This window comes from Burkholderia theae, assembly GCF_048565265.1.
GTDB classification, from domain to species: domain Bacteria; phylum Pseudomonadota; class Gammaproteobacteria; order Burkholderiales; family Burkholderiaceae; genus Burkholderia; species Burkholderia theae.
Genome location: NZ_CP183462.1, coordinates 339,574 through 361,244, shown reverse-complemented (window position 1 = coordinate 361,244; position 21,671 = coordinate 339,574). Strand labels below are relative to the sequence as shown.

The 21,671-nt window shown below is 67.4% G+C and carries 25 protein-coding genes; 16 read left to right on the top strand and 9 right to left on the bottom strand.

All coding sequences use genetic code 11. The features are described 5' to 3' along the window. The first annotated feature begins 304 nt into the window (after window positions 1–304). Window positions 305–1,516, top strand: coding sequence for a winged helix-turn-helix domain-containing protein (locus tag ACN22W_RS19195; RefSeq protein ID WP_419689005.1), 1,212 nt, complete (start codon window positions 305–307; stop codon window positions 1,514–1,516). 20 nt (window positions 1,517–1,536) lie between these two features. Here ACN22W_RS19195 and fabI read toward each other — a convergent pair whose 3' ends face one another. The 4 genes from fabI to ACN22W_RS19175 all read right to left on the bottom strand — a co-directional run bounded on the left by fabI (window position 1,537) and on the right by ACN22W_RS19175 (window position 5,937). After that, window positions 1,537–2,298: an enoyl-ACP reductase FabI gene (fabI, locus tag ACN22W_RS19190; RefSeq protein ID WP_419689004.1), complete on the bottom strand. Its 762-nt coding sequence runs from the start codon at window positions 2,296–2,298 to the stop codon at window positions 1,537–1,539. A gap of 317 nt (window positions 2,299–2,615) precedes the next feature. Further along, window positions 2,616–3,737 carry an alpha/beta fold hydrolase gene (locus tag ACN22W_RS19185; RefSeq protein ID WP_419689003.1) on the bottom strand — a complete coding sequence of 374 codons (1,122 nt, stop codon included), beginning with the start codon at window positions 3,735–3,737 and terminating at the stop codon, window positions 2,616–2,618. An 8-nt stretch (window positions 3,738–3,745) separates the two neighbouring features. Then, complete coding sequence (locus tag ACN22W_RS19180) at window positions 3,746–4,954, bottom strand: acetate/propionate family kinase (protein ID WP_419689002.1); 1,209 nt, start codon at window positions 4,952–4,954, stop codon at window positions 3,746–3,748. An 11-nt stretch (window positions 4,955–4,965) separates the two neighbouring features. Next, window positions 4,966–5,937, bottom strand: coding sequence for a phosphate acetyltransferase (locus ACN22W_RS19175; protein ID WP_419689001.1), 972 nt, complete (start codon window positions 5,935–5,937; stop codon window positions 4,966–4,968). 147 nt (window positions 5,938–6,084) lie between these two features. Between ACN22W_RS19175 and atpG the strand changes: the two genes are divergently transcribed. Further along, the gene (gene atpG / locus ACN22W_RS19170; RefSeq protein WP_419689000.1) at window positions 6,085–6,954 is read left to right on the top strand and encodes an ATP synthase F1 subunit gamma; all 870 of its coding nucleotides are present in this window, start codon (window positions 6,085–6,087) and stop codon (window positions 6,952–6,954) included. Between the two features lie 10 nt (window positions 6,955–6,964). Then, complete coding sequence (atpC, locus tag ACN22W_RS19165) at window positions 6,965–7,423, top strand: ATP synthase F1 subunit epsilon (protein WP_419688999.1); 459 nt, start codon at window positions 6,965–6,967, stop codon at window positions 7,421–7,423. Window positions 7,424–7,444: 21 nt separating this feature from the next. On the opposite strand, the gene ACN22W_RS19160 is transcribed toward atpC, so the two are convergent. Both ACN22W_RS19160 and ACN22W_RS19155 read right to left on the bottom strand, forming a co-directional pair. Continuing rightward, complete coding sequence (locus tag ACN22W_RS19160) at window positions 7,445–7,663, bottom strand: DUF1653 domain-containing protein (RefSeq protein WP_006480837.1); 219 nt, start codon at window positions 7,661–7,663, stop codon at window positions 7,445–7,447. A 57-nt stretch (window positions 7,664–7,720) separates the two neighbouring features. Beyond that, a complete protein-coding gene (locus ACN22W_RS19155; RefSeq protein ID WP_419688998.1) occupies window positions 7,721–8,164 on the bottom strand; it encodes a GNAT family N-acetyltransferase in 444 nt (147 codons plus the stop codon). A 222-nt stretch (window positions 8,165–8,386) separates the two neighbouring features. On the opposite strand from ACN22W_RS19155, the gene ACN22W_RS19150 reads away from it, so the two are divergent. From ACN22W_RS19150 to ACN22W_RS19130, 5 genes are all read left to right on the top strand, one after another. Next, window positions 8,387–8,647, top strand: a complete 261-nt coding sequence (locus ACN22W_RS19150; RefSeq protein WP_419688997.1) for a type II toxin-antitoxin system Phd/YefM family antitoxin — start codon at window positions 8,387–8,389, stop codon at window positions 8,645–8,647. After that, a complete protein-coding gene (locus ACN22W_RS19145) occupies window positions 8,644–8,910 on the top strand; it encodes a Txe/YoeB family addiction module toxin (RefSeq protein ID WP_419688996.1) in 267 nt (88 codons plus the stop codon). The genes ACN22W_RS19150 and ACN22W_RS19145 overlap by 4 nt, the downstream gene beginning before the upstream one ends. A gap of 135 nt (window positions 8,911–9,045) precedes the next feature. Continuing rightward, on the top strand, window positions 9,046–9,876 hold the full coding sequence (locus ACN22W_RS19140; protein ID WP_419688995.1) for a substrate-binding domain-containing protein: 831 nt from the start codon (window positions 9,046–9,048) through the stop codon (window positions 9,874–9,876). Window positions 9,877–9,893: 17 nt separating this feature from the next. Then, on the top strand, window positions 9,894–10,517 hold the full coding sequence (locus ACN22W_RS19135) for an HAD hydrolase-like protein (RefSeq protein WP_419688994.1): 624 nt from the start codon (window positions 9,894–9,896) through the stop codon (window positions 10,515–10,517). A gap of 384 nt (window positions 10,518–10,901) precedes the next feature. After that, a complete protein-coding gene (locus tag ACN22W_RS19130; protein WP_419688993.1) occupies window positions 10,902–11,471 on the top strand; it encodes a DUF4142 domain-containing protein in 570 nt (189 codons plus the stop codon). Window positions 11,472–11,605: 134 nt separating this feature from the next. Here the strand turns inward: ACN22W_RS19130 and ACN22W_RS19125 are convergent, their stop codons facing one another. Together ACN22W_RS19125 and ACN22W_RS19120 are read right to left on the bottom strand one after the other, a co-directional pair. Next, window positions 11,606–12,205: a GNAT family N-acetyltransferase gene (locus ACN22W_RS19125; RefSeq protein ID WP_419688992.1), complete on the bottom strand. Its 600-nt coding sequence runs from the start codon at window positions 12,203–12,205 to the stop codon at window positions 11,606–11,608. Window positions 12,206–12,261: 56 nt separating this feature from the next. After that, the gene (locus ACN22W_RS19120) at window positions 12,262–13,176 is read right to left on the bottom strand and encodes a LysR family transcriptional regulator (protein WP_193100078.1); all 915 of its coding nucleotides are present in this window, start codon (window positions 13,174–13,176) and stop codon (window positions 12,262–12,264) included. A gap of 109 nt (window positions 13,177–13,285) precedes the next feature. Here ACN22W_RS19120 and lysA point away from each other — a divergent pair, with 109 nt between their 5' ends. The 7 genes from lysA (at window position 13,286) to ACN22W_RS19085 (ending at window position 19,116) form a co-directional block, all read left to right on the top strand. Continuing rightward, on the top strand, window positions 13,286–14,524 hold the full coding sequence (gene lysA, locus ACN22W_RS19115; protein ID WP_419688991.1) for a diaminopimelate decarboxylase: 1,239 nt from the start codon (window positions 13,286–13,288) through the stop codon (window positions 14,522–14,524). A gap of 295 nt (window positions 14,525–14,819) precedes the next feature. Next, window positions 14,820–15,029: a hypothetical protein gene (locus tag ACN22W_RS19110; protein ID WP_419688990.1), complete on the top strand. Its 210-nt coding sequence runs from the start codon at window positions 14,820–14,822 to the stop codon at window positions 15,027–15,029. A 132-nt stretch (window positions 15,030–15,161) separates the two neighbouring features. After that, window positions 15,162–15,962 (top strand): transporter substrate-binding domain-containing protein, encoded by an 801-nt coding sequence (locus tag ACN22W_RS19105; protein ID WP_419688989.1) that lies wholly within the window; start codon window positions 15,162–15,164, stop codon window positions 15,960–15,962. A 67-nt stretch (window positions 15,963–16,029) separates the two neighbouring features. Next, window positions 16,030–16,689 carry an amino acid ABC transporter permease gene (locus tag ACN22W_RS19100; protein WP_343494001.1) on the top strand — a complete coding sequence of 220 codons (660 nt, stop codon included), beginning with the start codon at window positions 16,030–16,032 and terminating at the stop codon, window positions 16,687–16,689. A 43-nt stretch (window positions 16,690–16,732) separates the two neighbouring features. Next, window positions 16,733–17,458, top strand: coding sequence for an amino acid ABC transporter ATP-binding protein (locus ACN22W_RS19095; RefSeq protein ID WP_129515427.1), 726 nt, complete (start codon window positions 16,733–16,735; stop codon window positions 17,456–17,458). 55 nt (window positions 17,459–17,513) lie between these two features. After that, entirely contained in the window at window positions 17,514–18,695 is a 1,182-nt protein-coding gene (metC, locus tag ACN22W_RS19090) for a cystathionine beta-lyase (protein WP_419688988.1), read from the top strand. A 76-nt stretch (window positions 18,696–18,771) separates the two neighbouring features. Further along, window positions 18,772–19,116 (top strand): DUF3088 domain-containing protein, encoded by a 345-nt coding sequence (locus ACN22W_RS19085; RefSeq protein ID WP_129515429.1) that lies wholly within the window; start codon window positions 18,772–18,774, stop codon window positions 19,114–19,116. A 47-nt stretch (window positions 19,117–19,163) separates the two neighbouring features. Here ACN22W_RS19085 and ACN22W_RS19080 read toward each other — a convergent pair whose 3' ends face one another. Continuing rightward, window positions 19,164–20,051 (bottom strand): DMT family transporter, encoded by an 888-nt coding sequence (locus tag ACN22W_RS19080; protein WP_412024100.1) that lies wholly within the window; start codon window positions 20,049–20,051, stop codon window positions 19,164–19,166. A 126-nt stretch (window positions 20,052–20,177) separates the two neighbouring features. Here ACN22W_RS19080 and ACN22W_RS19075 point away from each other — a divergent pair, with 126 nt between their 5' ends. Further along, window positions 20,178–21,656, top strand: a complete 1,479-nt coding sequence (locus ACN22W_RS19075) for a PLP-dependent aminotransferase family protein (RefSeq protein WP_419688987.1) — start codon at window positions 20,178–20,180, stop codon at window positions 21,654–21,656. Window positions 21,657–21,671 lie beyond the last annotated feature (15 nt).

The following is a 21,671-nucleotide window of genomic DNA, read 5'->3' as shown; positions in this document are numbered from 1 at the left end:
AGACAAAAAAATCAGCGGACATCCACACGGGGCCGGTGCACAGCCGCATGGATGTCCGCTCAGGGCTCCGGGTCTCCCGATGGGGGTTGAGAATCCCGGCTTCGCTTCCTGCGTGCCATTGACATATGTGCGTCGGAAGCGGAATCGTTGCGCACGCTTAGCGTCGCGCCATGAACTGCACTATAGGGAAACTCGCGCCACGCGTCTGTCAAGCATTGTCAGACGCGCCGCAGCGGCGCGCCGCACGTGTGCGCCGCATTCGCGCTAAAGTGGTGCCCGACCTCCACCCTCAGCCGCCATTCCGATGCTTACGCTCTCGCCCGCCGCCGCCCGCGCGCTGCATCTCGCCGCGCAGGGCCTGCTGACGCCGCCCCGCCGCAAGGCGACCAAGTCCGACGTGCTCGACACGATCCGCCGGATGGCGCAGCTGCAGATCGACACCATTCACGTCGTCGCGCGCAGCCCGTATCTCGTGCTGTTCAGCCGGCTCGGCGATTTCTCGCCGCAGTGGCTCGACGAACATCTCGCCGAGGCGCGCCTGTTCGAATACTGGTCGCACGAAGCGTGTTTCCTGCCCGTCGAGCAATTCGGCCTGATGCGCTACAAGATGCTCGATCCGTCGGGGATGGGCTGGAAATACGCGGCCGATTGGCATGAGCAGCATCGTCCCGACATCGAGCGGCTGCTCGCGCGGATTCGCGACGAGGGTCCGGTGCGGTCGGCCGATTTCGTTCGCGAGGATGGCGTGAAGGGCAACGGATGGTGGGATCGCAAGCCCGAGAAGCGTCACCTGGAAGTGCTGTTCACGACCGGCGACCTGATGGTGTCGGAGCGCCGCAATTTCCAGCGCGTGTACGACCTGCGCGAGCGCGTGCTGCCCGACTGGGACGACACGCGCGACCTGCCGCCGCGCGACGCTGTGCTGCCCGCGCTGCTCGACTACACGTGCCGCGCGCTCGGCGTCGTGCGCGCCGACTGGGTGGCCGACTACTACCGGCTGCCGCGCCGTTCGTACCGCGCGGAACTGGAGCGGCTCGCGGACGCGGGCGACCTGATTCCGGTGGAGATCGGCGACTGGAAAGAACCGGCCTACGTGCATCGTTCGCTCGACGCATTGCTGCCGGCCGCCGCGGCCGACACGCTGCGCTCGACGGTCACGACGCTGCTGTCGCCGTTCGATCCGGTCGTATGGGATCGGCGGCGCGCATCGACGCTGTTCGATTTCGACTACACGATCGAGTGCTATACGCCCGGGCACAAGCGGCGCTACGGCTATTTCTGCCTGCCCGTGCTGCATCGCGGCCGGCTGGTCGGCCGCGTCGACGCGAAAGCGCATCGCACGCTCGGCACGTTCGAACTGAAGGCCGTGCACGTCGAGCCGGGCGTGCGGTTCGGCACGGGGCTCGCGGCCGACGTCGCGAAGGCGGTGAAGAAACTCGCGGCGTGGCACGGCACGCCGGAGGTGACGGTCGCGCATGCGCCGCCGGCCCTCGTGCAGGCACTCGCGCGCACCTGACGCCGCGTGCCGCCGGCACGCTAACCGAGCATGTGCATGCCGGCGTCGATATAGTGCGTGCCGCCGGTGATTGCTCGTGCACCGTCGCTCGCAAGGAACGCGCAGAACGCACCGACGTCGTCGATATCCAGCGCGTGATGCAGCGGCGCCCGGCGCGCGGTGTCGTCGAGCAGCCGGTCGAAGTCAGGCAGGCCCGACGCCGCGCGCGTCGGCAGTGCGCCCGGCGAAATCGCGTTGACGCGAATGCCCGTGCCGCCGAGTTCGGCCGCCAGGTACCGCACGCTCGCCTCGAGCGCGGCCTTGACCGGCCCCATCACCCCGTAGTTCGCGACGACCTGCTCCGCGCCAAGATAGCTCATCGCCATGAGGCTCCCGCCTCGCGTCATCAGCGGCTCGGCGAGCCTCGCCATCCGGATGAACGAATGGCACGAGGTATCCATCGCCAGCGAGAAGCCTTCGGGCGAACTGTCGACCACGCGGCCGTGCAGATCGGCCTTCGGTGCATACGCCACCGAATGCAGCACGAAGTCGATCGCGCCCCATTGCACCGCGATCGTATCGAACACCGCCGCCATCTGGTCGGGCCGCCCGACGTCGAGCGGCATCCGGATCGGCGCGTCGAGTTGCGCGAACAGCGGCTCGACGTGCGGCAAGGTCTTCTCCGACTGCCAGGTCACCGCGAGCGTGGCGCCCGCCCGGCAAAACGCACGCGCGCATCCCCACGCGATGCTCTGCTCGTTCGCGATGCCGACGACGAGCCCCCGCTTGTGTCGCAACGTCATGTCGCCCTCCGTGTCGATCCGTGCCGGCCTAGGGCCTGTTCCCGCTCATAACGGGCTTGCGAACGTGCCTTGCCGGTCGTAGTGCAAGGAGTGAGGAGCGCCGTTTGGCCGCGCCAAACAAGCGACGATCGACGCCGCAATACGGCCGGCAAGGCACGTTCCCCTGTTTGGAAAAAATCATTCGTGGGGCTGGCCCCCAGAAGGGCCGATCGCCGCGTCATGCTCCTCGCGAATACGTCGAGTATTCGCTTCGTCGCATTCCTTGCGCTCGGCCCTTCTGGGGGCCAGCGCAAGCCCGTTATGAGCGGGAACAGGCCCTAGCGTTGCGCCGCGATCCATCGCGCGATGTCCGGCCACACCGTCGTCAGCGTGCGCGACCCCATGAACAGGCCGATATGGCCGCCCGGCACGAGCCGGCTCTCGATCCGCGACGCAGGCGTCCCGAGACGGTCGCGCGCCCCGAACACCTGCTCCGGTGTCGTGATGTCGTCGGCCTCGCCGGCGAGCAGATAGGCCGGGCACACGACGTCCTTCAGGTCGAGCGTGCGCCCGAGCGCGACGAACGTGCCGTTCGCGAGCCGGTTCTCCTTGAAGATCTGCACGATCGCCTGCAGGTACCAGCGCCCCGGCAGGTCGATCGGGCTTTCGTACCAGCTCGCGAACACCTCGCGCTTGCGCAGGTATTCGGGATCGTCGAGATGTTCGTACAGGTCGACATGCTCGGTCAGATAGTGCTGGCCGGGATGCATGTTCTTCCAGCCGCGCAACATGAAGCGCCCGCGCATCAGCCCGCCGCCCATTGCAACGAGTTCCTCGTAGAACGACGTCGGATACGTGTGCACCATCCGCTTGATCGGGCCGTCGCCCGCGTCGGTGTCGATCGGCGAGCCCGCCAGCACGAGGCTCGCGACCTTGTGCGGGAAGCGCGCCGCATACATCGCGGACATCCAGCCACCCTGACACAGCCCGACGAGATTCACGCGGCCGCCGAGTTCGTCGACGCACACGTTCAGCTCGGCCAGATACTGGTCGATCTCGAGGTCCTTCATGTCCTCGGTGGCCGAGCGCCAGTCGGTCAGATACAGGCGCGTCACGCCGTGCTCGCGCAGCGTCTGCATCAGGCTCTGCCCCGGCTGGTAGTCGGCGATCATCGCGCTGTGCCCCGCATACGGCGCATCGACGATCGTCGGCAACCCGTGCGCCGGCGCGACCGAATAATCGCGAAACGTCATCGTCCGCAGCGCCAGCAACGGCCGATTCGTCGACGCCAGCGCCGGATGCACCTCGAAGTGGAGCTTCTCCTCTTCCGCGAGGAAGCGGAGATTGCGCGCGGCGATCTCGGAGCCGGCCGCAAACATCGCGGTGGCAGCGGCCATCGGCCAGAAAATCGGCAGCGCGGGGGCGCTGACGGCAGGGGAAGAGGTGTCGCGTGCTGTCATCGAAGGTCTCACCGGGTCGGATACCGCGTGGAAGGGATCGCGTCGTCCAGCACGCGGCGCGTGTGCCGCGCGATCATCAGATTCTCGTCGGTCGGGATCACGCGCACCGTCACGCGCGACGCGTCGCTCGAAATCACCGGCAGGCCGGCGGCGTTCGCCGCGTCGTCGAGCACGACGCCAAGCCACGCCGCGCGGCTGCAGATCCGTTCACGCACGCGCGGCGCGTGCTCGCCGATGCCGGCCGTAAACACGAGCGTGTCGAGACCGCCGAGCACGCCGGCCAGCGCGGCGAGTTCGCGGGCCGCGCGGTATGCGAACAGCTCGACCGCGTGCGCGGCCGACGGCGCGTCGCTCGCGAGCAGCGTGCGCATATCGCTCGACACGCCAGACACGCCGAGCAGGCCCGACTCCGCATAGATCAGATGCTCGACCTCGTCGAGCGACCGGCCCGCGTGACGCTGCAGGTACAGGATCACGCCCGGGTCCAGCGCGCCCGTGCGCGTGCCCATCGGCAGCCCGTCAACGGCCGTGAACCCCATCGTCGTCGCGACGCTGCGGCCGTTCGCGAGCGCACACAGGCTCGCGCCGTTGCCGAGGTGCGCGACCACCGTGCGGCGCTGCACCCACGCCGGATCGAGAACCGCAAGCGCCGTCGCGATGTACTCGTACGACAGCCCGTGGAAACCGTAGCGCACGATCCCCTGCTCGGTCAGCGCGCGCGGCAGCGCGAACTCCCGTTCGAGCGCCGGCACCGTCGCATGGAACGCGGTGTCGAAACACGCGACCTGCGGCAGGTTCGGCGCAACCGCGGCAACCGCGCGGATCGCGTCGACGTGATGCGGCTGGTGCAGCGGCGCGAGCGGCGAAAGCGACGCTATCGCATCGAGCACGCGCGCGTCGATCCGCACCGGCGCGGTGAAATACGGGCCGCCATGCACAACCCGATGCCCGACGCCGTCGAACGCCGCCTCCCGCCCGACGTGAGCCGCGAACCACGCGTGCAGCGCTTCGATCGCGCCTTGATGCCCCGTTCGCGCGATGGGGCCGTCGGCGAGCGTCGCGCCGTGCGCATCGGCCACGAACAGATGCGGCGTGTCATGCAGGTTCTCGACCTGCCCGTGCAGGCCCGCATCGAGCGAGCGATCCTCGCGCGTGTCGTAGACCGAGAACTTGAGGCTCGACGAGCCGGCATTGAGCACCAGTACGGGATGTCGCATCGCCGCCCCCGTCAGTGTGCGTCGGCCGCAACCGCCGGCGCGGCCACGGGCGCCGCCTTGGCGCGCGCCGCCGCCGCGACGAGCGCCGCGACCGCGCAGCTCGCCAGGCGCGTGCGTTCGCTGTCGGCGCGACTCGTCAGGATCACCGGCACGCGCGCGCCGAGCACGATGCCGGCCGCATCGGCATTCGCCAGGAACGTCAGCTCCTTCGCGAGCATGTTGCCGGCCTCGAGGTCGGGCGCGAGCAGGATGTCCGCATCGCCCGCGACCGCGGAACCGAGATGCTTGAGCCGCGCGGCTTCGGGGCTGATCGCGTTGTCGAGCGCGAGCGGCCCGTCGAGCAGCGCACCGGTGATCTGGCCGCGTTCGGCCATCTTGCACAACGCGGCCGCGTCGAGCGTCGACGGCAGCTTCGAGCTGACCGTCTCGACCGCCGACAGGATCGCCACCTTCGGCCGGGCAATGCCGAGCGCGTGCGCGAGATCGATCGCGTTCTGCGCGATGTCGGCCTTCTGCTCGAGCGTCGGACGGATATTGACGGCCGCGTCGGTGATGAACAGCGGCTTGTGGTAAGTCGGCACGTCCATGATGAACACGTGGCTCAGGCGCCGCCCGGTGCGCAGCCCCGTATCGGCGCGCACCACTTCCTCCAGCAACTCGTCGGTATGCAGGCTGCCTTTCATCAGCGCCTGCGCGTCGCCCGCGCGCACCAGCTCGACCGCACGCGCAGCCGACGCGTGACTGTGCCGCGCATCGACGAGCCGATAGCCGGACAGGTCGACGCCGAGCGTCGCGGCGAGCGCCGTGATCCGCGCCACCGGGCCGACCAGGACGGGCACCACGATACCGGCACGGGCGGCGGAGACGATCGCGTGCAGCGATACCTCGTCGCAAGGATGGGCGACCGCGACCGTCACCGGACCCAATGCACGGCAACGCTCGACCAGCGCTTCGTATTTCTGATGCGTGCGGAAATCGGTCATCGACTACCCCCTTCGCAATGATCACGTGAACGGATTCTGGTGCGGGACCGGGCGAAATCGTTTGATTCTCGTCAATCGTTTCAGGTGAAGTCCCGATAGCATGAAGCCGCACGATGACATCCGGATGGCCGCGACGCCGCCCCTGACATGCACATACGCGAAATCCGCTCGAAGATCGCCAGTACCTCGTCCACGCGCAAGATCACCAAGGCGATGGAAATGATGGCGCGCACCAAGATGGCGAGCGCGCAGCGACGCGCGCGCGAATTCCGCCCGTACGCGGCGCGCATCGGCGCGATGGCCGAACGCGTGCTGCGCGATCGGCCCGACCACGTATCGGCGCTGATGGCACGACGCGATACCGTGCGCCGCGTCGGCCTGATCGTCGTCAGCACCGACCGCGGGCTGTGCGGCCCGCTCAATGCGCGGCTGCTCGTCGAATGCGTGGATGCGCTCGAACGCTGGGACCGGGCCGGCATCACATGCAAACTGAGCGTGATCGGCGCGCGCGGTATCGCGCCGCTGCTGCGCCACGGCGCGACCATCGCGGCGCGTGCGAGCGGCCTGGCCGCCGAGCCGCACTTCGAGCAGTTGCTCGGCGCGCTGCTCGTGCCGCTGACCGCGTTCGTCAACGGCGCGCTCGACGAAGTGCATGTTGCCTACAACCGGCTGACGAGCCCGCTCGCGTACGAGCCTCGCATCGATACGATGCTGCCGATCGCAGGGCTCGATACCGGCGCACCGGCCAACGGCGCGGCGGCGTCCGATTATCTTTACGAGCCCGCGCCCAAACCGGTCGTGGACACGTTGCTGCTGCGCTACGTCGAGGCGACGCTCTATCAGGCCGTCGTCGAAAACTACGCATGCGAGCAATGCGCGCGGATGTTCAGCATGCAGACCGCGACGGACAATGCCGACCGCGTGTTGCGCGAACTGCGGCACCTGTACCAGAAGACGCGACAGGCGCAGATCACCACCGAGCTGTGCGAAATCGTCGCCGGCGCGGCGGCAGTCTGAAGGAGTGCATATGAAGACGTCGATGAGGCTCGACATCGTGAGCGTGGAAGCGGTGCTGTATGCGGGCGACGCGCATTTCGTCGTCGCCCCGGGGGAAAGCGGGGAACTGGGAATCTACCCGCACCACGCGCCACTGCTCACGCGCCTCCGGCCGGGCGTCGTGATGCTCGTCGATGCGCCGACCGGCGAGCGCCGTCGCCTCCTCGTCGCGGGCGGCGTGCTGGAGGTCAGCCGAGACGGCGTGACGCTGATCGCCGATCACGCGCTGCGCACGCCCGAACTCGACGATCTGCGCGCACGCGAAGCGCGGCACGCGGCCGACGACTGGCGCCGGCGCTACGCGCAAGAAAACCGACGCGCGTTCGATTTCGCGTCGGCTCGTGCGGAACTGACGGAAGAAATCCGGCGCTTCTTCACGATGGCGCTGCGACAACAGGCGTCTTACGACAATCCGGGCAGCGCCGGCTAGACACCGGCTCCGGTGCGTCGCTCAGTCGCGCAGCTTGCGAAAGCGCGGCGTGCCGTCTTCGAGGTTTCCGTTGAACATCGCTTCCGGCCGCACCCACAGCCCGCGCGCATGCGGCCACAGATGCTCGTACACGACCACCGATTCCTCGGTTTCGGAATGGCGGGCAACGCCGATATAGCGATACAGCCCGCCCTTGTAGTGGCGATGGGTCGCGAGCTGTTCGGCTTCCTGTTCGGTCATGGTGTGCGTCTCTTCGGCAAAAACGGAAAACGCGTATTGTATGCGCTGCGCCGCGCGTCAGCGTTTCGCGTAGATGTCCGGGCGGCGGATTTCCATCAGCCGCTCGGGATTCGCGGACGGCCCGAAGCCGACCGGCCGGTACAGTTCGTGCGCGTCGGTCGTCACGAGCATGATGCGGCGCAGGCGTTGCACCATCTCCTGCGCGAACACGTGGTCGATCAATGCGCGGCCGTAGCCGTTGCCGCGTTCGGCCGGCAGCACGAACACGTCGCACAGGTACGCGAACGTCGCGTGATCGGTGACGAGCCGCGCGAACCCGACGAGCCGGTCGCCGACATACGCGCCGAAGCACAGCGAACCCTCGATCGCGCGCTCGACCACATCGCGTGGGATGCCCTGCGACCAGTACGCGTCGCGATGCAGGAAGTCGAAGATCACGTCGATGTCGAGTTCGCGCTTGTCGGTGGAAAATCTCAGCGTGGCGGGGGTGGCAGCGGGCACGTCTGTTCTCCGGTCGGGGGGAAGGGGAAGCATCGACGATACCGCGCTGTGCGGCGGGCTACAAGCGGGACGACCAACCCGCCGCGGCCCGACGGATGCGCATCCTCACGCCGGACGGTGGCAAGCAGCCCAATACTGGCACCCGGCAACCTGTACGGTAACCCGTACATATTTCTTCGCCGTGCCATACTTGTACAGTCATATGTACAAGTGAGGCAGATCATGCGCACGATTCATTTTTCGGATGCCCGCGGCAATCTGAAGATGGTCATCGACCAGGTCGTCGACGATGCGGACGTGACGCTCATCACGCGCCGCGATGCGCCGAACGCCGTCATCATGTCGCAGGACTACTACGACAGCCTGATGGAGACGGTTCACTTGCTGCGCTCGCCAGCCAACGTCGCCCATCTCGAACGTTCGATCGCGCAACTGCGCAAGGGCAAGGCGAAAGAACACAAGCTCGCCGAGGATGATGAATGAGCGTACGCCGCGTGCTCTTTACTCCCGACGCGTTGAGCGACTGTGTCTATTGGCAGGGGCAGGATCGCAAGACGCTCAAGCGCATCAACCAGCTCATTCGCGAAGCCCAGCGAACGCCGTTCGAAGGCATCGGCAAACCCGAACCGTTGAAGGCCAATCTGTCCGGCTTCTGGTCACGCCGTATCGACGACACGAACCGCCTGGTCTATGAGGCTGTCGATCTTCAGATCAGCATCGCGTCCTGCCGCTACCACTACGAGTAGCCACGCGCCACCCTGTCACGCGCGTCGCGCTTGCCCGCTTACCCGCGCACGCATTTCGGTGGATCATGTAGCCCGTGCCGGCCTGTCGCAACCGACCGCGCACGCCGACAACGACCGACCGGAAGGAGACACCCGATGCACGACCGCGCCGCACTCACCGCCTCTGCTCCCCGCCTTGCCCTCGCGCGCCGCTCGGCATGCTGGCTCGCGGCCCTCGCGCTTGCGTCCGCGACGCTGCCGGCCGAAGCAGCCGAACTGCGCGTGATGATCTCCGGCGGCTTCACCGCTGCGTACCGGCAACTGGGCCCCGGCTTCACCGCTGCATCCGGCGACACGCTCGACACGATCTCCGGCCCGTCGATGGGTCAATCCAAGGAAGCGATTCCGAACCGCCTCGCACACGGCGAGAAAGCCGACGTGCTGATCATGGTCGGCTACGCACTCGACCAGCTGATCAAGGAAGGCAAGGTGATCCCCGCATCGCGCGTCGAACTCGCCGATTCGCGGATCGGCATGGTCGTGCGCGCCGGCGCGCCGAAGCCCGACATCGGCACCGTCGAACAATTGAAGGACGTGCTGCTGCGCGCGAAATCGGTCGCGTATTCGGACAGCGCGAGCGGCGTCTACGTCGAGAAGGAAATGTTCCGGAAACTCGGCATCGAGGATCAGGTGAAGCCGAAGGCGACGATGGTGCCGCGCATCCCGGTGGCATCCGTCGTCGCGAACGGCGACTACGAAATCGGCTTCCAGCAGGTCAGCGAACTGCTGCCCGTGCCGGGCGTCACGTATGCGGGCAAGGTGCCCGAATCCGTGCAGTCGGTCACGCGCTTCGCGGGCGGCATTCCGGTCGGCGCCGATCATCCGGACGACGCGAAGAAGCTGCTCGACTATCTCGCGTCGCCGCAGGCGCAGCCGGCCGTGCGGGCAACGGGCCTCGATTCGGTGACAATGTCGCCCGCTCAATAAACCTGCCACGCCGCTTCATGCCCTACCGCCTCATTGCATTCGACTTCGACGGCACGCTCGCCGATTCGCTCGACAGCTTTCTCGCGGCGCTGTCGGAAGCAGCGCGCCTGCACGGCTTTCGCGACGCGACGCCCGAACTGCGCCCGGCGCTGCGCGGCATGTCGGCGCGCGACATCATCCGTGCGCTCGACGTGCCGATGTGGAAGGTGCCGCGCGTGACGATCGACATGCGCCGCCTGATGCAGCCGCGCGTCGCGCACGTGATGCTGTTCCCCGGCGTCGACGCAACCTTCGATGCACTCGCCGCGCGCGGCATCCGCATCGCAATCGCCACGTCGAATACCGAGGCGATCGTGCGCGACCGCCTCGGCCCGCGCGCCTGCGGCCGCGTCGATCATTTCGCGTGCGGCATTCCGCTGTTCGGCAAGGCACGCCGCCTGCGCGCGCTGGTTCGCGAGGCCGGTGTAAGCGCCGACGAAGTGCTGTACGTCGGCGACGAAATCCGCGACGCCGACGCGGCACGACGCGCGCACATCGCATTCCAGGGCGTCGCGTGGGGCTACACCGCACCCGACGCGTTGCAGGCGCATTGCACGACGCCGTTGCTGCCCCGCCTCGACGCGTTGCTCGATCGCGTGTGACGCGTTCGAGTGCATCGCATGCGCGACTCGACACGTCGCTCGACCTGCACGACACAGCGGCAACACGATGAAATGCGGATGACATGTTCGTGCATCCCGCACGCCACAAGTGCGCAAAAATTGCCGTCGCGGCACGCGCAGCAGGTACGCAATACCGGTCCGCGCACTCGCGCATCGATTCGTCTTACCAACCGTTACACAAGCCACAGCACGGTTGCACCTGCTACCCGACCACCCTCCTAGAATCAGTCGGGCCGGGAAACACTTCGACCGGCGCCGCGGCAGAGCGGCGGTCGAATCCGGCCCGGGCGCGCCCGGTCTCTCGCACAGCTACGGATCATGTCATCCGTCTTTTAACCAGAGCCCCGATCGAAAGGAGGTCCCATGAACCGCTTTCCCCACATCTCGCGCCTTGCTTTGTCTGCCGCTGGCCTGCTTCTCGTCGCCGTGACGGCGACCGCGCAAACCGCGCAACCGGCACCGACCGCGCCGGCCGCTGCCGCGACGCGCATCCACGAAGCCGACCAGGCCTTCATCACCGACGGCACGAAAACCGTGTCGACGCAGCACGACGCGGCGCGCATCGCCGATTCGCGCACGTCGGACAGCCAGGTGAAAGCCTTCGCGCAACGCGTGTCGACCGACGATGAAAAGATCATCCAGGCGATGCGCGCGGCGAGCCCGCGCGGCGTCGACGTGCCGGCCAACGACCCCGACACGGCCGCGCTGGACAGCATCAAGAACCTGCGCGGCGCCGAGTTCGACAAGGCGTACATCGAGCAGGTGGCGCTCGCCGGCCAGCAGAAGGCGATCTCGGCATTCCAGGCCGAAATCGCATCGGGCCGCGACACGAAGCTGAAGGAAGTCGCACGCCAGTCGCTGCCGATCCTGCAGAAGCATTACGCAGACGCGCAGAAACTCGCAGAGCGTCATCACCTCGCATCGGCGCAGTAACACGATGCAGCGCCGCGCCTCGTGCGCGGCGCACCGCTTCCCCCGTCATCGCGCCGCCCGGTTCCGGCGGCGCGATGCACATCTGACTGCATGACCTAGCGCTCAAACGCGCGCTGTACGTCATGCGTTACACGTTACTTCGCGAGCTTCGCCGCGAGCCGCGCACACACCTCCGGCCATTCGTCGTCGATGATGCTGAAGCGCACCGAATTGCGCTTGCGGCCGTCCGGCATGATCCGTTCGTGACGCACGATCCCTTCCTGCTTCGCGCCAAGCCGCAGAATCGCCGCGCGCGACTTCTCGTTCAGCTCGTCGGTCGTGAACTGCACGCGCACGCAATGCAGCGTGTCGAATGCATAAGTCAGCAGCAGCCACTTCGCTTCGGTATTCGCACGTGTACGCTGCGCCGATTCGCTCAGCCACGTATGGCCGATCTCGAGCTTGCGATGCGTGCGATCGATCTTCCAGAAGCGCGTACTGCCGATCACACGGCCCGATGTGCGGTCGACGATCACGAACGGCATCACGGTGCCGGCCGCACGCCCCTTCAATGCAGTATCGATATAGGCGTCGACCGTCTCCGCGCTCGGCACGGCCGTGACCTTCAGGTTCCACAACTGGCCGTCGGCCGCGGCATCCAGCAGCGCCTGCCGGTCGGATGCGTCGAGCGGCCGCAGTTCGATACGCTCGCCGGTGAGCGTCGGTTGTTCGAGGGAAGATGAAGCGTCGGTCATGACGAGGTTCCGGAAAGTGAGAACGATGGCGGCGAAACGCCCATCATACGGCCGCGTTAACCGAGGTGCGCGGCCAGCCGGCGACGGATCGCCTTCGCCTCCGCGCGCAGCGCAGCGCCGAACGCATCGACGAGCAGGTTCTTCGGCCGATGCTCGGGCACGATCATGCTGACCCGGTACGGAAACGAGCGCGTGAGCGGCCGCACGTGCAGGTCGCGCCCGACGAAATCGAGCGCGGTCAGCGGATTGACGATCGCCGCGCCGAGCCCCTGCCGCACGAACGCGCACACCGACACGGCCGACGGCGTTTCGACGACCGAGCGCGGCGCGACGCCGAGCTGCGCGAACGCCTCGTCGATCAGGATGCGATACGGATCGTTCAGCGACAGGCTCACGAACGGCCGATCGGCGAGATCCAGCAGATCGATCGCGTCCTGCGCGAGCAGCGGATGGCCGTCGGGCAGCACGCATACTTCGTCGACTTCGAGCAACGGCGTGAGCACGGTGCCGGCCGGCGCGACGTCGTGCTCGGTCAGCCCGAGGTCGTAACGCTGCGCGGTCAGCCACTCCTCGAGCACCGGCGACTCCTGCGTCGCGACCGACACGCTGACGCCCGCGTGCGCGCCGTGAAACCGCCGGCACGCGCCGGGCAGGATCGCATGCGAGAACGCCGGCAGCGCGATCACCGACAACTGCCCGTCGCGAAACTCGCGCAGGCGCGCGGCCGTCGCCGCGACGCGCTCGAGCCCCACATACGCGAGCCGCACGTCGTCGAACAGCGTGAGCGCGGCCATCGTCGGCCGCAGCCGGCCGTGCGCGCGCTCGAACAGCGCGAAACCGACGACCTGCTCCATCCGCGCGAGCTCGCGGCTGATCGTCGGCTGCGACGTGTAGAGCATTTCGGCCGCGCGCGTCGTGCTGCCGGTGACCATCAGCGCGCGGAAGACCTCGATATGGCGGTGCGTGAGCATGATCGTCTATATCAGATATGAATCGAATGTCGATAAACAGGCATTTTACTGTATAGCCGAACAGGTGCATCATCGACGCTATCCGTTCATTCGATCCGATTCATCCGCCATGTCCCTCGATTCCCGCCAGCTCGCGACGCTCGCGCAGCAATACGGCACCCCGCTGTGGGTGTACGACGCCGACGTCATCCGCGACCGCATCGCCCAACTGCGCCAGTTCGACGTGATCCGTTATGCGCAGAAGGCGAACTCGAACGTCCATATCCTGAAACTGATGCGCGAAGAAGGCGCGTGCGTCGACGCCGTGTCGCTCGGCGAGATCGAGCGCAGCCTCGCGGCCGGGTTCAGTCCTGCCGGCGAGCCGGAAGGCGTCGTGTTCACGGCCGACCTGATCGACCGCCCGACGCTCGCGGCCGTGCTGAAGCACGGCGTGACCGTGAACGCGGGTTCGCTCGACATGCTCGCGCGGATCGGCGAACACGCGCCGGGCCACCGCGTGTGGCTGCGCGTCAATCCCGGCTTCGGCCACGGCCACAGCAACAAGACCAACACCGGCGGCCCGCAGAGCAAGCACGGCATCTGGATCGACGACGTGCCGCGCGCGATCGAGATCGTGCGCCAGTACGGGCTGAAGCTCGTCGGCATCCACATGCACATCGGTTCGGGCGTCGACTACGGCCACCTGTCGCAGGTGTGCGATGCGATGGTCGATCTCGTCACGTCGCTCGGTCACGACATCGACGCGATCTCGGCCGGCGGCGGCCTGTCGATTCCGTATCGCGACGGCGAGCCGCGCGTCGACGTCGGTCACTACTTCAGCCAGTGGGACGCCGCGCGCAAGCGGATCGAACGGCATCTCGGCCACCCGGTGCGCATCGAGATCGAACCGGGCCGCTTCCTCGTCGCCGAAGCCGGCACGCTCGTCACCGAAGTGCAGGCTGTCAACCGCCGGCCGAAGCACGATTTCGTGCTGATCGACGCGGGCTTCAACGACCTGATGCGCCCGTCGATGTACGGCAGCTACCACGCCGTGTCCGTGCACGCGCACGACGGCGCGCTGCCCGCGGGCCGGCCGCTCGTCGACCTCGCGATCGCGGGGCCGCTGTGCGAATCGGGCGACGTGTTCACGCAGGACGCGGGCGGCGTGGTCACGCACCGCACGCTGCCGCAACCGCAGATCGGCGACCTGCTGTTCCTGCACGACGCGGGCGCGTATGGCGCATCGATGTCCTCGAACTACAACAGCCGGCCGCTCGCGCCGGAAGTGCTCGTCGATCGCGGCACGCCGCGGCTGATCCGCCGCCGGCAGACGATCGACGAATTGCTCGCGCTCGAGACGTTCGCGTAACGCGCTTTCGTCGACACGAAGGCCAACGGCCAGGCTTGCCGCTACCGGCAAGCCTGGCCGTTTTGCTTTCCGGTGCGCCGCCGGTTCACCCGCTCGCGATGCGGAGCAACCGCGCGGTCGCACCGTAGCACCCGATGCTTCGCATCGCGCGCAACCGCAGCAGATCGCTTGCGCCACCTTCCGCACGCAGAGAAAAACATTCCACGGCGCGCAGAAAGTGCCTGCATCTTTGGAAACACATTCCTTTTTGATGAACCTAAGATTGCCCTCAGTCGCTCAGCATTCGTGTCACCGGATGCGCATCGACGAAGCACCCGGTCCACCCTTTCGCAAAGCCGTACGGGCAATCATGAACATCATGCTTGAACTCTTCGCCGCGCACCGGAACACGTTCGACACGCATGCCGCACGGTCGGCTCATGCGTCACGCGGCGATCACTCGCACTGCTCACGCCTTCATCCGCACGCGCGCCGCACCACCGTCGCGCGCGAACGCATGCCGTAACGCACGGCATCACGCACGGCGGCGCACGACACGCGCCGCCACCCGCCGCACCGACTTCCCGCCCACGGCGACGCCGCCCGTCGCCGCGGCTTCGCACACCCTGAATTTTCGACAACAACCACGGAGACGACCATGAAGCACTTCACCCCGACGCTCAAGCAAAGCCTTGCCGCCGCACTCCTCTGCATGGCGGCCACCACGTCGCACGCGGCGGACCTGCTCGACAGCGTCAAACAGGCCGGCGTGCTGAAGATCGCGCTGGAAGGCACCTATCCGCCGTTCGACTACCGCAATGCCGATGGCCAACTCGAAGGCTTCGATGTCGACGTCGCGAAAGCAGTCGCCGCACGCCTCGGCGTGAAGCCGCAGTTCGTCACGACCGAATGGAGCGGGATCCTCGCCGGCCTGCAGGCCGGCAAATTCGACGTGATCGTCAACCAGGTCGCGATTACGCCGTCACGCCAGCAAGCACTCGACTTCAGCGCACCGTATGTGTATTCGTCGGCGCAACTGCTGCAACGTCAGAACGACACGCGCGCGTTCAAGTCGCTCGACGAACTGAAGGGCAAGAAGGTCGGCGTGACGATGGGCAGCAACTACGTCGATCTCGTCAAGACCGTGCCCGCCATCGATCTGCAGGTCTACCCGGGCACACCGGAAAACCTGCGCGACCTCGCGGCGGGCCGTATCGACGCGGCGGTCAACGATCGCCTGATGCTCAGCTACCTGATCAAGAACTCGCACCTGCCGCTGCGCCCCGGCTCCGTGCTGGCGGGCGGCGAGGACCGGATGGGCATCCCGTTCCGCAAGGGCAATCCGAAATTCGCGAAGGCGATCGACGATGCGGTCGCGTCGCTGCAGCAGGACGGCACGCTGAAGAAGATCTCGATGCAGTGGTTCGGCGCCGACACGACCAAGCCCGTGACGCAATAACACAGCCCGCCCCGCGCCCGCGCGCACGAACGCGCGGGCCGTCCGGCACACAATCAGGAGACACGTGATGGAAGCACTCGAACTGGTCGTTCATACCCTGCCCGTGATGGTCAAAGGCGCGGTGCTCACGCTGAAATTCGCGGTGGCGTCGATGGCGCTCGGCCTCGTCGTCGGGCTCGTGATCGCGATCCTGCGGATCGGCAGCAACCGGCTCGCCGCAGGGCTGGCGCAGGGCTACGTCAGCCTGATGCGCGGCACGCCGCTGCTCGTGCAGATGTTCGTCGTCTATTACGGGCTGCCCGATCTCGGCATTACGCTCGATCCGACGACGGCCGGCATCTTCACGCTGACGCTCAACGCGGGCGCCTATCTGTCGGAAAGCATGCGCGGCGCGATCCTCGGCATCGGCCGCGGGCAATGGGCGGCCGCGCACAGCCTCGGCCTCACGCATGTGCAGACGCTGCGCTACATCGTCTGCCCGCAAGCGCTGCGCCTCGCGGTGCCGAGCCTCGGCAACACACTGATCAGCCTGATCAAGGACACGTCGCTGGTCTCGGTGATCACCGTCACCGAATTGCTGCGCTCGACGCAGGAAGTGATCGCCGCGACGTTCCAGCCGCTGCCGCTCTATCTCGCCGCCGCCGCGATCTACTGGGTGCTGAGCACGCTGCTCACGCGGCTTCAGGGCCGCGTCGAAACGCGCCTCGCGCTGCCGTCCACGCATTGAACGCGTGCCGCCCATTCAACCCGACCTCAACGACGGACAGAACATGATTACGCTCGACAATGTTTCGAAATGGTATGGCAAGCATCAGGTCCTCTCGGCATGCAGTGCGGCGGTCTCGAAAGGCGAAGTGGTCGTCGTGTGCGGGCCGTCGGGCTCCGGCAAGTCGACGCTGATCAAGACGATCAACGGTCTCGAGCCGTTCCAGAAAGGCAGCATCACCGTCGACGGCATGCGGCTCGGCGACCCGGCCGCGAAGCTTGCGCAATTGCGCGCCCGCGTCGGCATGGTGTTCCAGCACTTCGAGCTGTTTCCGCACCTGTCGATCACCGAGAACCTGACGCTCGCGCAGGTCAAGGTGCTCGGCCGCCGCAAGGACGAGGCCGTCGAGAACGCCATGAAGCTGCTCGATCGCGTCGGCCTGAAGGCGCATGCGCACAAGTATCCGGGGCAGCTGTCCGGCGGCCAGCAGCAGCGCGTCGCGATCGCGCGCGCGCTGTCGATGAACCCGGTCGCGATGCTGTTCGACGAGCCGACCTCCGCGCTCGATCCCGAGATGATCAACGAAGTGCTCGACGTGATGGTCGAGCTCGCGCGCGACGGCATGACGATGGTCTGCGTCACGCATGAAATGGGCTTCGCGCGGAAAGTCGCGCATCGCGTGATTTTCATGGACCAGGGTGCGGTGGTGGAGGACGCGGCCAGCGACAGGTTCTTCGCCGCGCCGCGTTCCGAGCGCGCCCGCGACTTCCTCGACAAGATCCTGCACTGACCGCGCAGCGGCCGCCTCACTTTGATTGACTGATTGCCCCTCAAAGGACGACACCTTGAACCACCTGCATTCGACCGACACCGTACTCGCCCACGAAGGCCGTTCGCACGGCCAGCCCGGTTCGCCCGTGAACCCGCCCGTGTATCGCCAGTCGACCCTGCTCTTTCACGGCACCGACGCGCTCGACGCGGTGCGCGGCACGCCGCTCGCGTACGGGCGCCACGGAAGCCCGACCACGCGCGCGCTCGAGAAAGCGCTCGCGCGCCTCGAAGGCGCGCACGCCGCGCTGCTGACGCCGAGCGGCCTCAGTGCAATCACGACCGCACTGCTTGCGGTGCTGAATCCCGGCGACCATCTGCTGATGGCCGATTCCGTGTACGACCCGACCCGCTCGTTCTGCGATGAAACGCTCGCGCGCCTCGGCATCGAGACGACGTACTACGATCCGTCGATCGGCGCGGGCATCGCGTCGCTGATGCGGCCGAACACGCGTGCGGTATTCGCCGAATCGCCGGGCTCGCTGACCTTCGAGGTGCAGGACATCCCGGCCATCAGCCGCGTCGCGCACCGGCACGGCGCCGTCGTGCTGCTCGACAACACGTGGGGTACACCGCTGAACTTCCGGTCGTTTTCGCATGGTGTCGACGTGTCGATTCACGCCGCGACCAAATACATTGCCGGACATTCCGACGTGCTGATGGGTGCGATCCTGACGACCGAAGCGCTCTCACCGAAAGTCACGCGCTTCTACCGGCAACTCGGGATGACGGTCAGCGGCGACGACGCATATCTCGCGCTGCGCGGCCTGCGCACGCTGTCGGTCCGGCTCGAGCGGCACCAGCGCAACGCACACGTGCTGACCGAATGGCTCGCTGCACAACCGGAGGTCGCGCGGATCCTGTATCCGGCGCGGCCCGGCGACCCCGGCCATGCGCTGTGGCAACGCGATTTCACCGGCGCGTGCGGGCTGTTCGGCGTGGTGCTGCATCCGCAGCCCGACGAGGCGGTGCGTGCGCTGCTCGACGGGATGACGTGCTTCGGCATGGGGTATAGCTGGGGCGGCTTCGAAAGCCTGATCATCCCGTCCAATCCGTCGCGCAACCGTACCGCCACGCAATGGGCAGCGGCAGGCCCGCTGCTGCGGATTCATGCGGGGCTCGAGCATCCCGACGACATGATCGCCGACCTCGCCGCCGGTTTCGCCAGAATGCGCGCCGCCGCGCTCGCGGAAGCCTGAAGTCCGGCGACGTAGTACAGGCCACCCCGCATCACGTTTTCTTCAACGTTCGTCCTACTCTCATAGCGAGACCATCATGAAAGACACGCTGTTCATTCTTCGCCCCGGATTTTTCAAGGACTCCGAAGGTCCGTTCTACTGCGGCGACTCCGTTTCCGTCGAAGGGCTGCTGAGCTTCTACCCGCAGCTGCGCGACGCCGTCGACGTCGAATACATCGACGCGCCGCGGCCGCGCCAGCCGATCGTCGCGCTGATCGGCGCGGACAACCAGTCGGCACCCGTGCTCGTGCTCGGTGACGGACACGCGCCGAAAGACGATGCACTCGCGATTCGCGAGCACGACGGCCGGCGCTTCATCGATTCACCGGCCGATATCCGCCGGTATCTGTCGTCGCAATACGGCGTGGCGCACGTCGCGTAAGCACGCGGTGCGGTGCCGTGCCGTCTAGCGACGGCACGGCACGCGCATCACCCCGCACGCCGCACGGGCGCCATTTTCGAGAAGTACTTCGCGCCCGCCACGCAGCCGACCACGACGACCGTCACGACGACCATCGACGGCGGCACCGTCTCGTGCAGCAGCCCGGCCGCCAGCAGGAAGCCGAAGAACGGCTGCAGCAGCTGCAACTGGCCGACGCCCGCGATCCCGCCGAGCGCAAGCCCGCGATACCAGAACACGAAACCGATCAGCATGCTGAACAGCGACACGTACGCGAGCCCCCACAGCGCGGCGGCATCGACGCCGTCGAACGACGCGGGCCACGTGAGCCACGTAAGCGGCAGCATCAGCGGCAACGACAGCACGAGCGCCCACGAGATCACCTGCCAGCCGCCAAGCTGCCGCGACAGGCGCGCGCCTTCCGCGTAGCCGAGCCCGCACGCGACGATCGCGGCCAGCATCAGCGCATCGCCGACCACCGACGCCTGGCCGCCGTTGCGCAGCGCAAACGCGGCCACCGCGCCGCTGCCGACGATCGAGAAGATCCAGAACGGCAACCGCGGCCGTTCGCCTCCGCGCCACACACCGAACAACGCGGTCGCGAGCGGCAGCAGCCCGACGAACACGATCGCGTGCGCGGACGTCACATGCTTCAGCGCGAGCGCCGTCAGCAACGGGAAGCCGACCACGACCCCGAGCGCGACGATGGCCAGCGACACGGCCTCGGCACGCGTCGGCCGCCGCTGCTTCAGCACGACGAGCAGCAGCAGGCCGAGCGCGCCGGCGATCGTCGCGCGCGCGAACGTGAGGAACAGCGGGTCGAGCCCCTGCACCGCGACACGCGTCGCGGGCAGCGAGCCACTGAAGATGATTACGCCCAGCAAGCCGCTGAGCCATCCGTCGGTCGTCTTTTGCACGGGAAATCCTGAACGGGGAAAGTGGATGACCGATGATCCGCCGCCCGCGAAAAGCGCGTAAGCTACAGCCCAATACAATTCGGACAAACTGTACTGGACAACCGTCCGTACAGTTCATTCTTCGCCATGCGCCATGCCGCCCCGATTCCCGTTCCGCCCGCCCCGTCGCGCACGCGCGTGGAAACCGTGATGGATACCTTGCGCGCGCGGATCGCGAGCCGCGCGCTGATGCCCGGCGCGCGCGTGCCGTCGATCCGGATGATGGCCGACGGGCTGGGCGTGTCGAAATCGACGGTCGTCGATGCGTACGAGCGGCTCGCGAGCGAAGGCGTGCTCGTCGCGCGGCGCGGCTCGGGCTTCTATGTGTCGGGGCACGCGCCGCCGCTCGCGCTCGCCGATCTCGGCCCGCGCCTCGATCGCGAGCTCGATCCGTTGTGGCTGTCGCGCCAGTCGCTCGAAGCGGCGCCGACGTCCGTGAAACCCGGCTGCGGATGGCTGCCGTCGTCGTGGCTGCCCGATGAAAGCCTGCGCCGCGCGCTGCGCGCCGTGTCGCGCGACGAATCCGACGCGCTGACCGACTACGCGACGCCGCTCGGCCTGCCCGCGCTGCGCCAGCAGCTCGCCTGGCGGCTCGCGCAGCACGGCGTTCACGCGGAACCCACGCAGATCTTGCTGACCGACGGCGGCACGCACGCGCTCGACCTCGTGTGCCGGCTGCTGCTGGAGCCGGGCGACACGGTCGTGCTCGACGATCCGTGCTACTTCAACTTCCAGGCGCTGCTGCGCGCACACCGGGCGCGGATCGTCAGCGTCCCGTTCACGCCGAACGGCCCCGACCTGGCGCGCTTCGAGCAGGTGCTCGCCGAGCACCGGCCGCGTCTGTACATCACCAACGCGGCGCTGCACAACCCGACCGGCGCGACGCTCGCGCCGCCCGTCGCACACCGGCTGCTGACGCTCGCGGCCGAGCACGGGCTGCTGATCGTCGAGGACGACATCTTCGCGGATTTCGAGAGCACGCCCGCACCGCGCCTCGCGGCGTTCGACGGGTTGTCGCGCGTCGTATCGATCGGCAGCTTCTCGAAGACGCTGTCGGCCGCGATCCGCTGCGGTTACATCGCCGCGCGCCCGGAATGGATCGAGGCGCTGGTCGACCTGAAGCTCGCGACGTCGTTCGGCAACGCGCAGATCGGCGCGAACGTCGTGCACCGGCTGCTGATCGACGGCACGTACCGGCGTCACCTCGACGGCTTGCGTGCGCGTCTTGCCGATGCGATGGGCGAGACGATCCGGCGCCTCGCGCGCGCCGGGCTCGGGATCTGGACGGAGCCGCGCGGCGGCCTGTTCGTGTGGGCGCAACTGCCCGACGGGCTCGACGCCGCACGCGTCGCGCGCCACGCGCTGGATCACGACGTCGTGCTGGCGCCCGGCAACGTGTTCAGCCCCTCGCACAGCGCGACGTCGTACCTGCGCTTCAACGTATCGCGCTGCAAGGGGCCCGCGGTGTTCGATGCGCTTGCGCGGGCGATGGAAGCCGCACGCGCGGCGGAACACGGCGGCGTGCAGGCGGATGCGGAGCGGCGCGTGCTCGCGGGCGAACCGTGATCGCAGGCGATCGCG

Coding starts and splice junctions, on each gene's coding strand:
- atpC (WP_419688999.1), top strand. CDS start 6,965: ATGAAGACGTCGATGAGGCTCGACATCGTGAGCGTGGAAGCGGTGCTG.
- ACN22W_RS19105 (WP_419688989.1), top strand. CDS start 15,162: ATGAAGCACTTCACCCCGACGCTCAAGCAAAGCCTTGCCGCCGCACTC.
- ACN22W_RS19140 (WP_419688995.1), top strand. CDS start 9,046: ATGCACGACCGCGCCGCACTCACCGCCTCTGCTCCCCGCCTTGCCCTC.
- ACN22W_RS19120 (WP_193100078.1), bottom strand. CDS start 13,176: ATGCTCACGCACCGCCATATCGAGGTCTTCCGCGCGCTGATGGTCACC.
- fabI (WP_419689004.1), bottom strand. CDS start 2,298: ATGACGTTGCGACACAAGCGGGGGCTCGTCGTCGGCATCGCGAACGAG.
- ACN22W_RS19100 (WP_343494001.1), top strand. CDS start 16,030: ATGGAAGCACTCGAACTGGTCGTTCATACCCTGCCCGTGATGGTCAAA.
- ACN22W_RS19175 (WP_419689001.1), bottom strand. CDS start 5,937: ATGACCGATTTCCGCACGCATCAGAAATACGAAGCGCTGGTCGAGCGT.
- ACN22W_RS19145 (WP_419688996.1), top strand. CDS start 8,644: ATGAGCGTACGCCGCGTGCTCTTTACTCCCGACGCGTTGAGCGACTGT.
- ACN22W_RS19130 (WP_419688993.1), top strand. CDS start 10,902: ATGAACCGCTTTCCCCACATCTCGCGCCTTGCTTTGTCTGCCGCTGGC.
- ACN22W_RS19125 (WP_419688992.1), bottom strand. CDS start 12,205: ATGACCGACGCTTCATCTTCCCTCGAACAACCGACGCTCACCGGCGAG.
- ACN22W_RS19185 (WP_419689003.1), bottom strand. CDS start 3,737: ATGACAGCACGCGACACCTCTTCCCCTGCCGTCAGCGCCCCCGCGCTG.
- ACN22W_RS19085 (WP_129515429.1), top strand. CDS start 18,772: ATGAAAGACACGCTGTTCATTCTTCGCCCCGGATTTTTCAAGGACTCC.
- ACN22W_RS19160 (WP_006480837.1), bottom strand. CDS start 7,663: ATGACCGAACAGGAAGCCGAACAGCTCGCGACCCATCGCCACTACAAG.
- ACN22W_RS19195 (WP_419689005.1), top strand. CDS start 305: ATGCTTACGCTCTCGCCCGCCGCCGCCCGCGCGCTGCATCTCGCCGCG.
- ACN22W_RS19150 (WP_419688997.1), top strand. CDS start 8,387: ATGCGCACGATTCATTTTTCGGATGCCCGCGGCAATCTGAAGATGGTC.
- ACN22W_RS19180 (WP_419689002.1), bottom strand. CDS start 4,954: ATGCGACATCCCGTACTGGTGCTCAATGCCGGCTCGTCGAGCCTCAAG.
- ACN22W_RS19095 (WP_129515427.1), top strand. CDS start 16,733: ATGATTACGCTCGACAATGTTTCGAAATGGTATGGCAAGCATCAGGTC.
- lysA (WP_419688991.1), top strand. CDS start 13,286: ATGTCCCTCGATTCCCGCCAGCTCGCGACGCTCGCGCAGCAATACGGC.
- ACN22W_RS19110 (WP_419688990.1), top strand. CDS start 14,820: ATGCGCATCGACGAAGCACCCGGTCCACCCTTTCGCAAAGCCGTACGG.
- ACN22W_RS19075 (WP_419688987.1), top strand. CDS start 20,178: ATGCGCCATGCCGCCCCGATTCCCGTTCCGCCCGCCCCGTCGCGCACG.
- atpG (WP_419689000.1), top strand. CDS start 6,085: ATGCACATACGCGAAATCCGCTCGAAGATCGCCAGTACCTCGTCCACG.
- ACN22W_RS19135 (WP_419688994.1), top strand. CDS start 9,894: ATGCCCTACCGCCTCATTGCATTCGACTTCGACGGCACGCTCGCCGAT.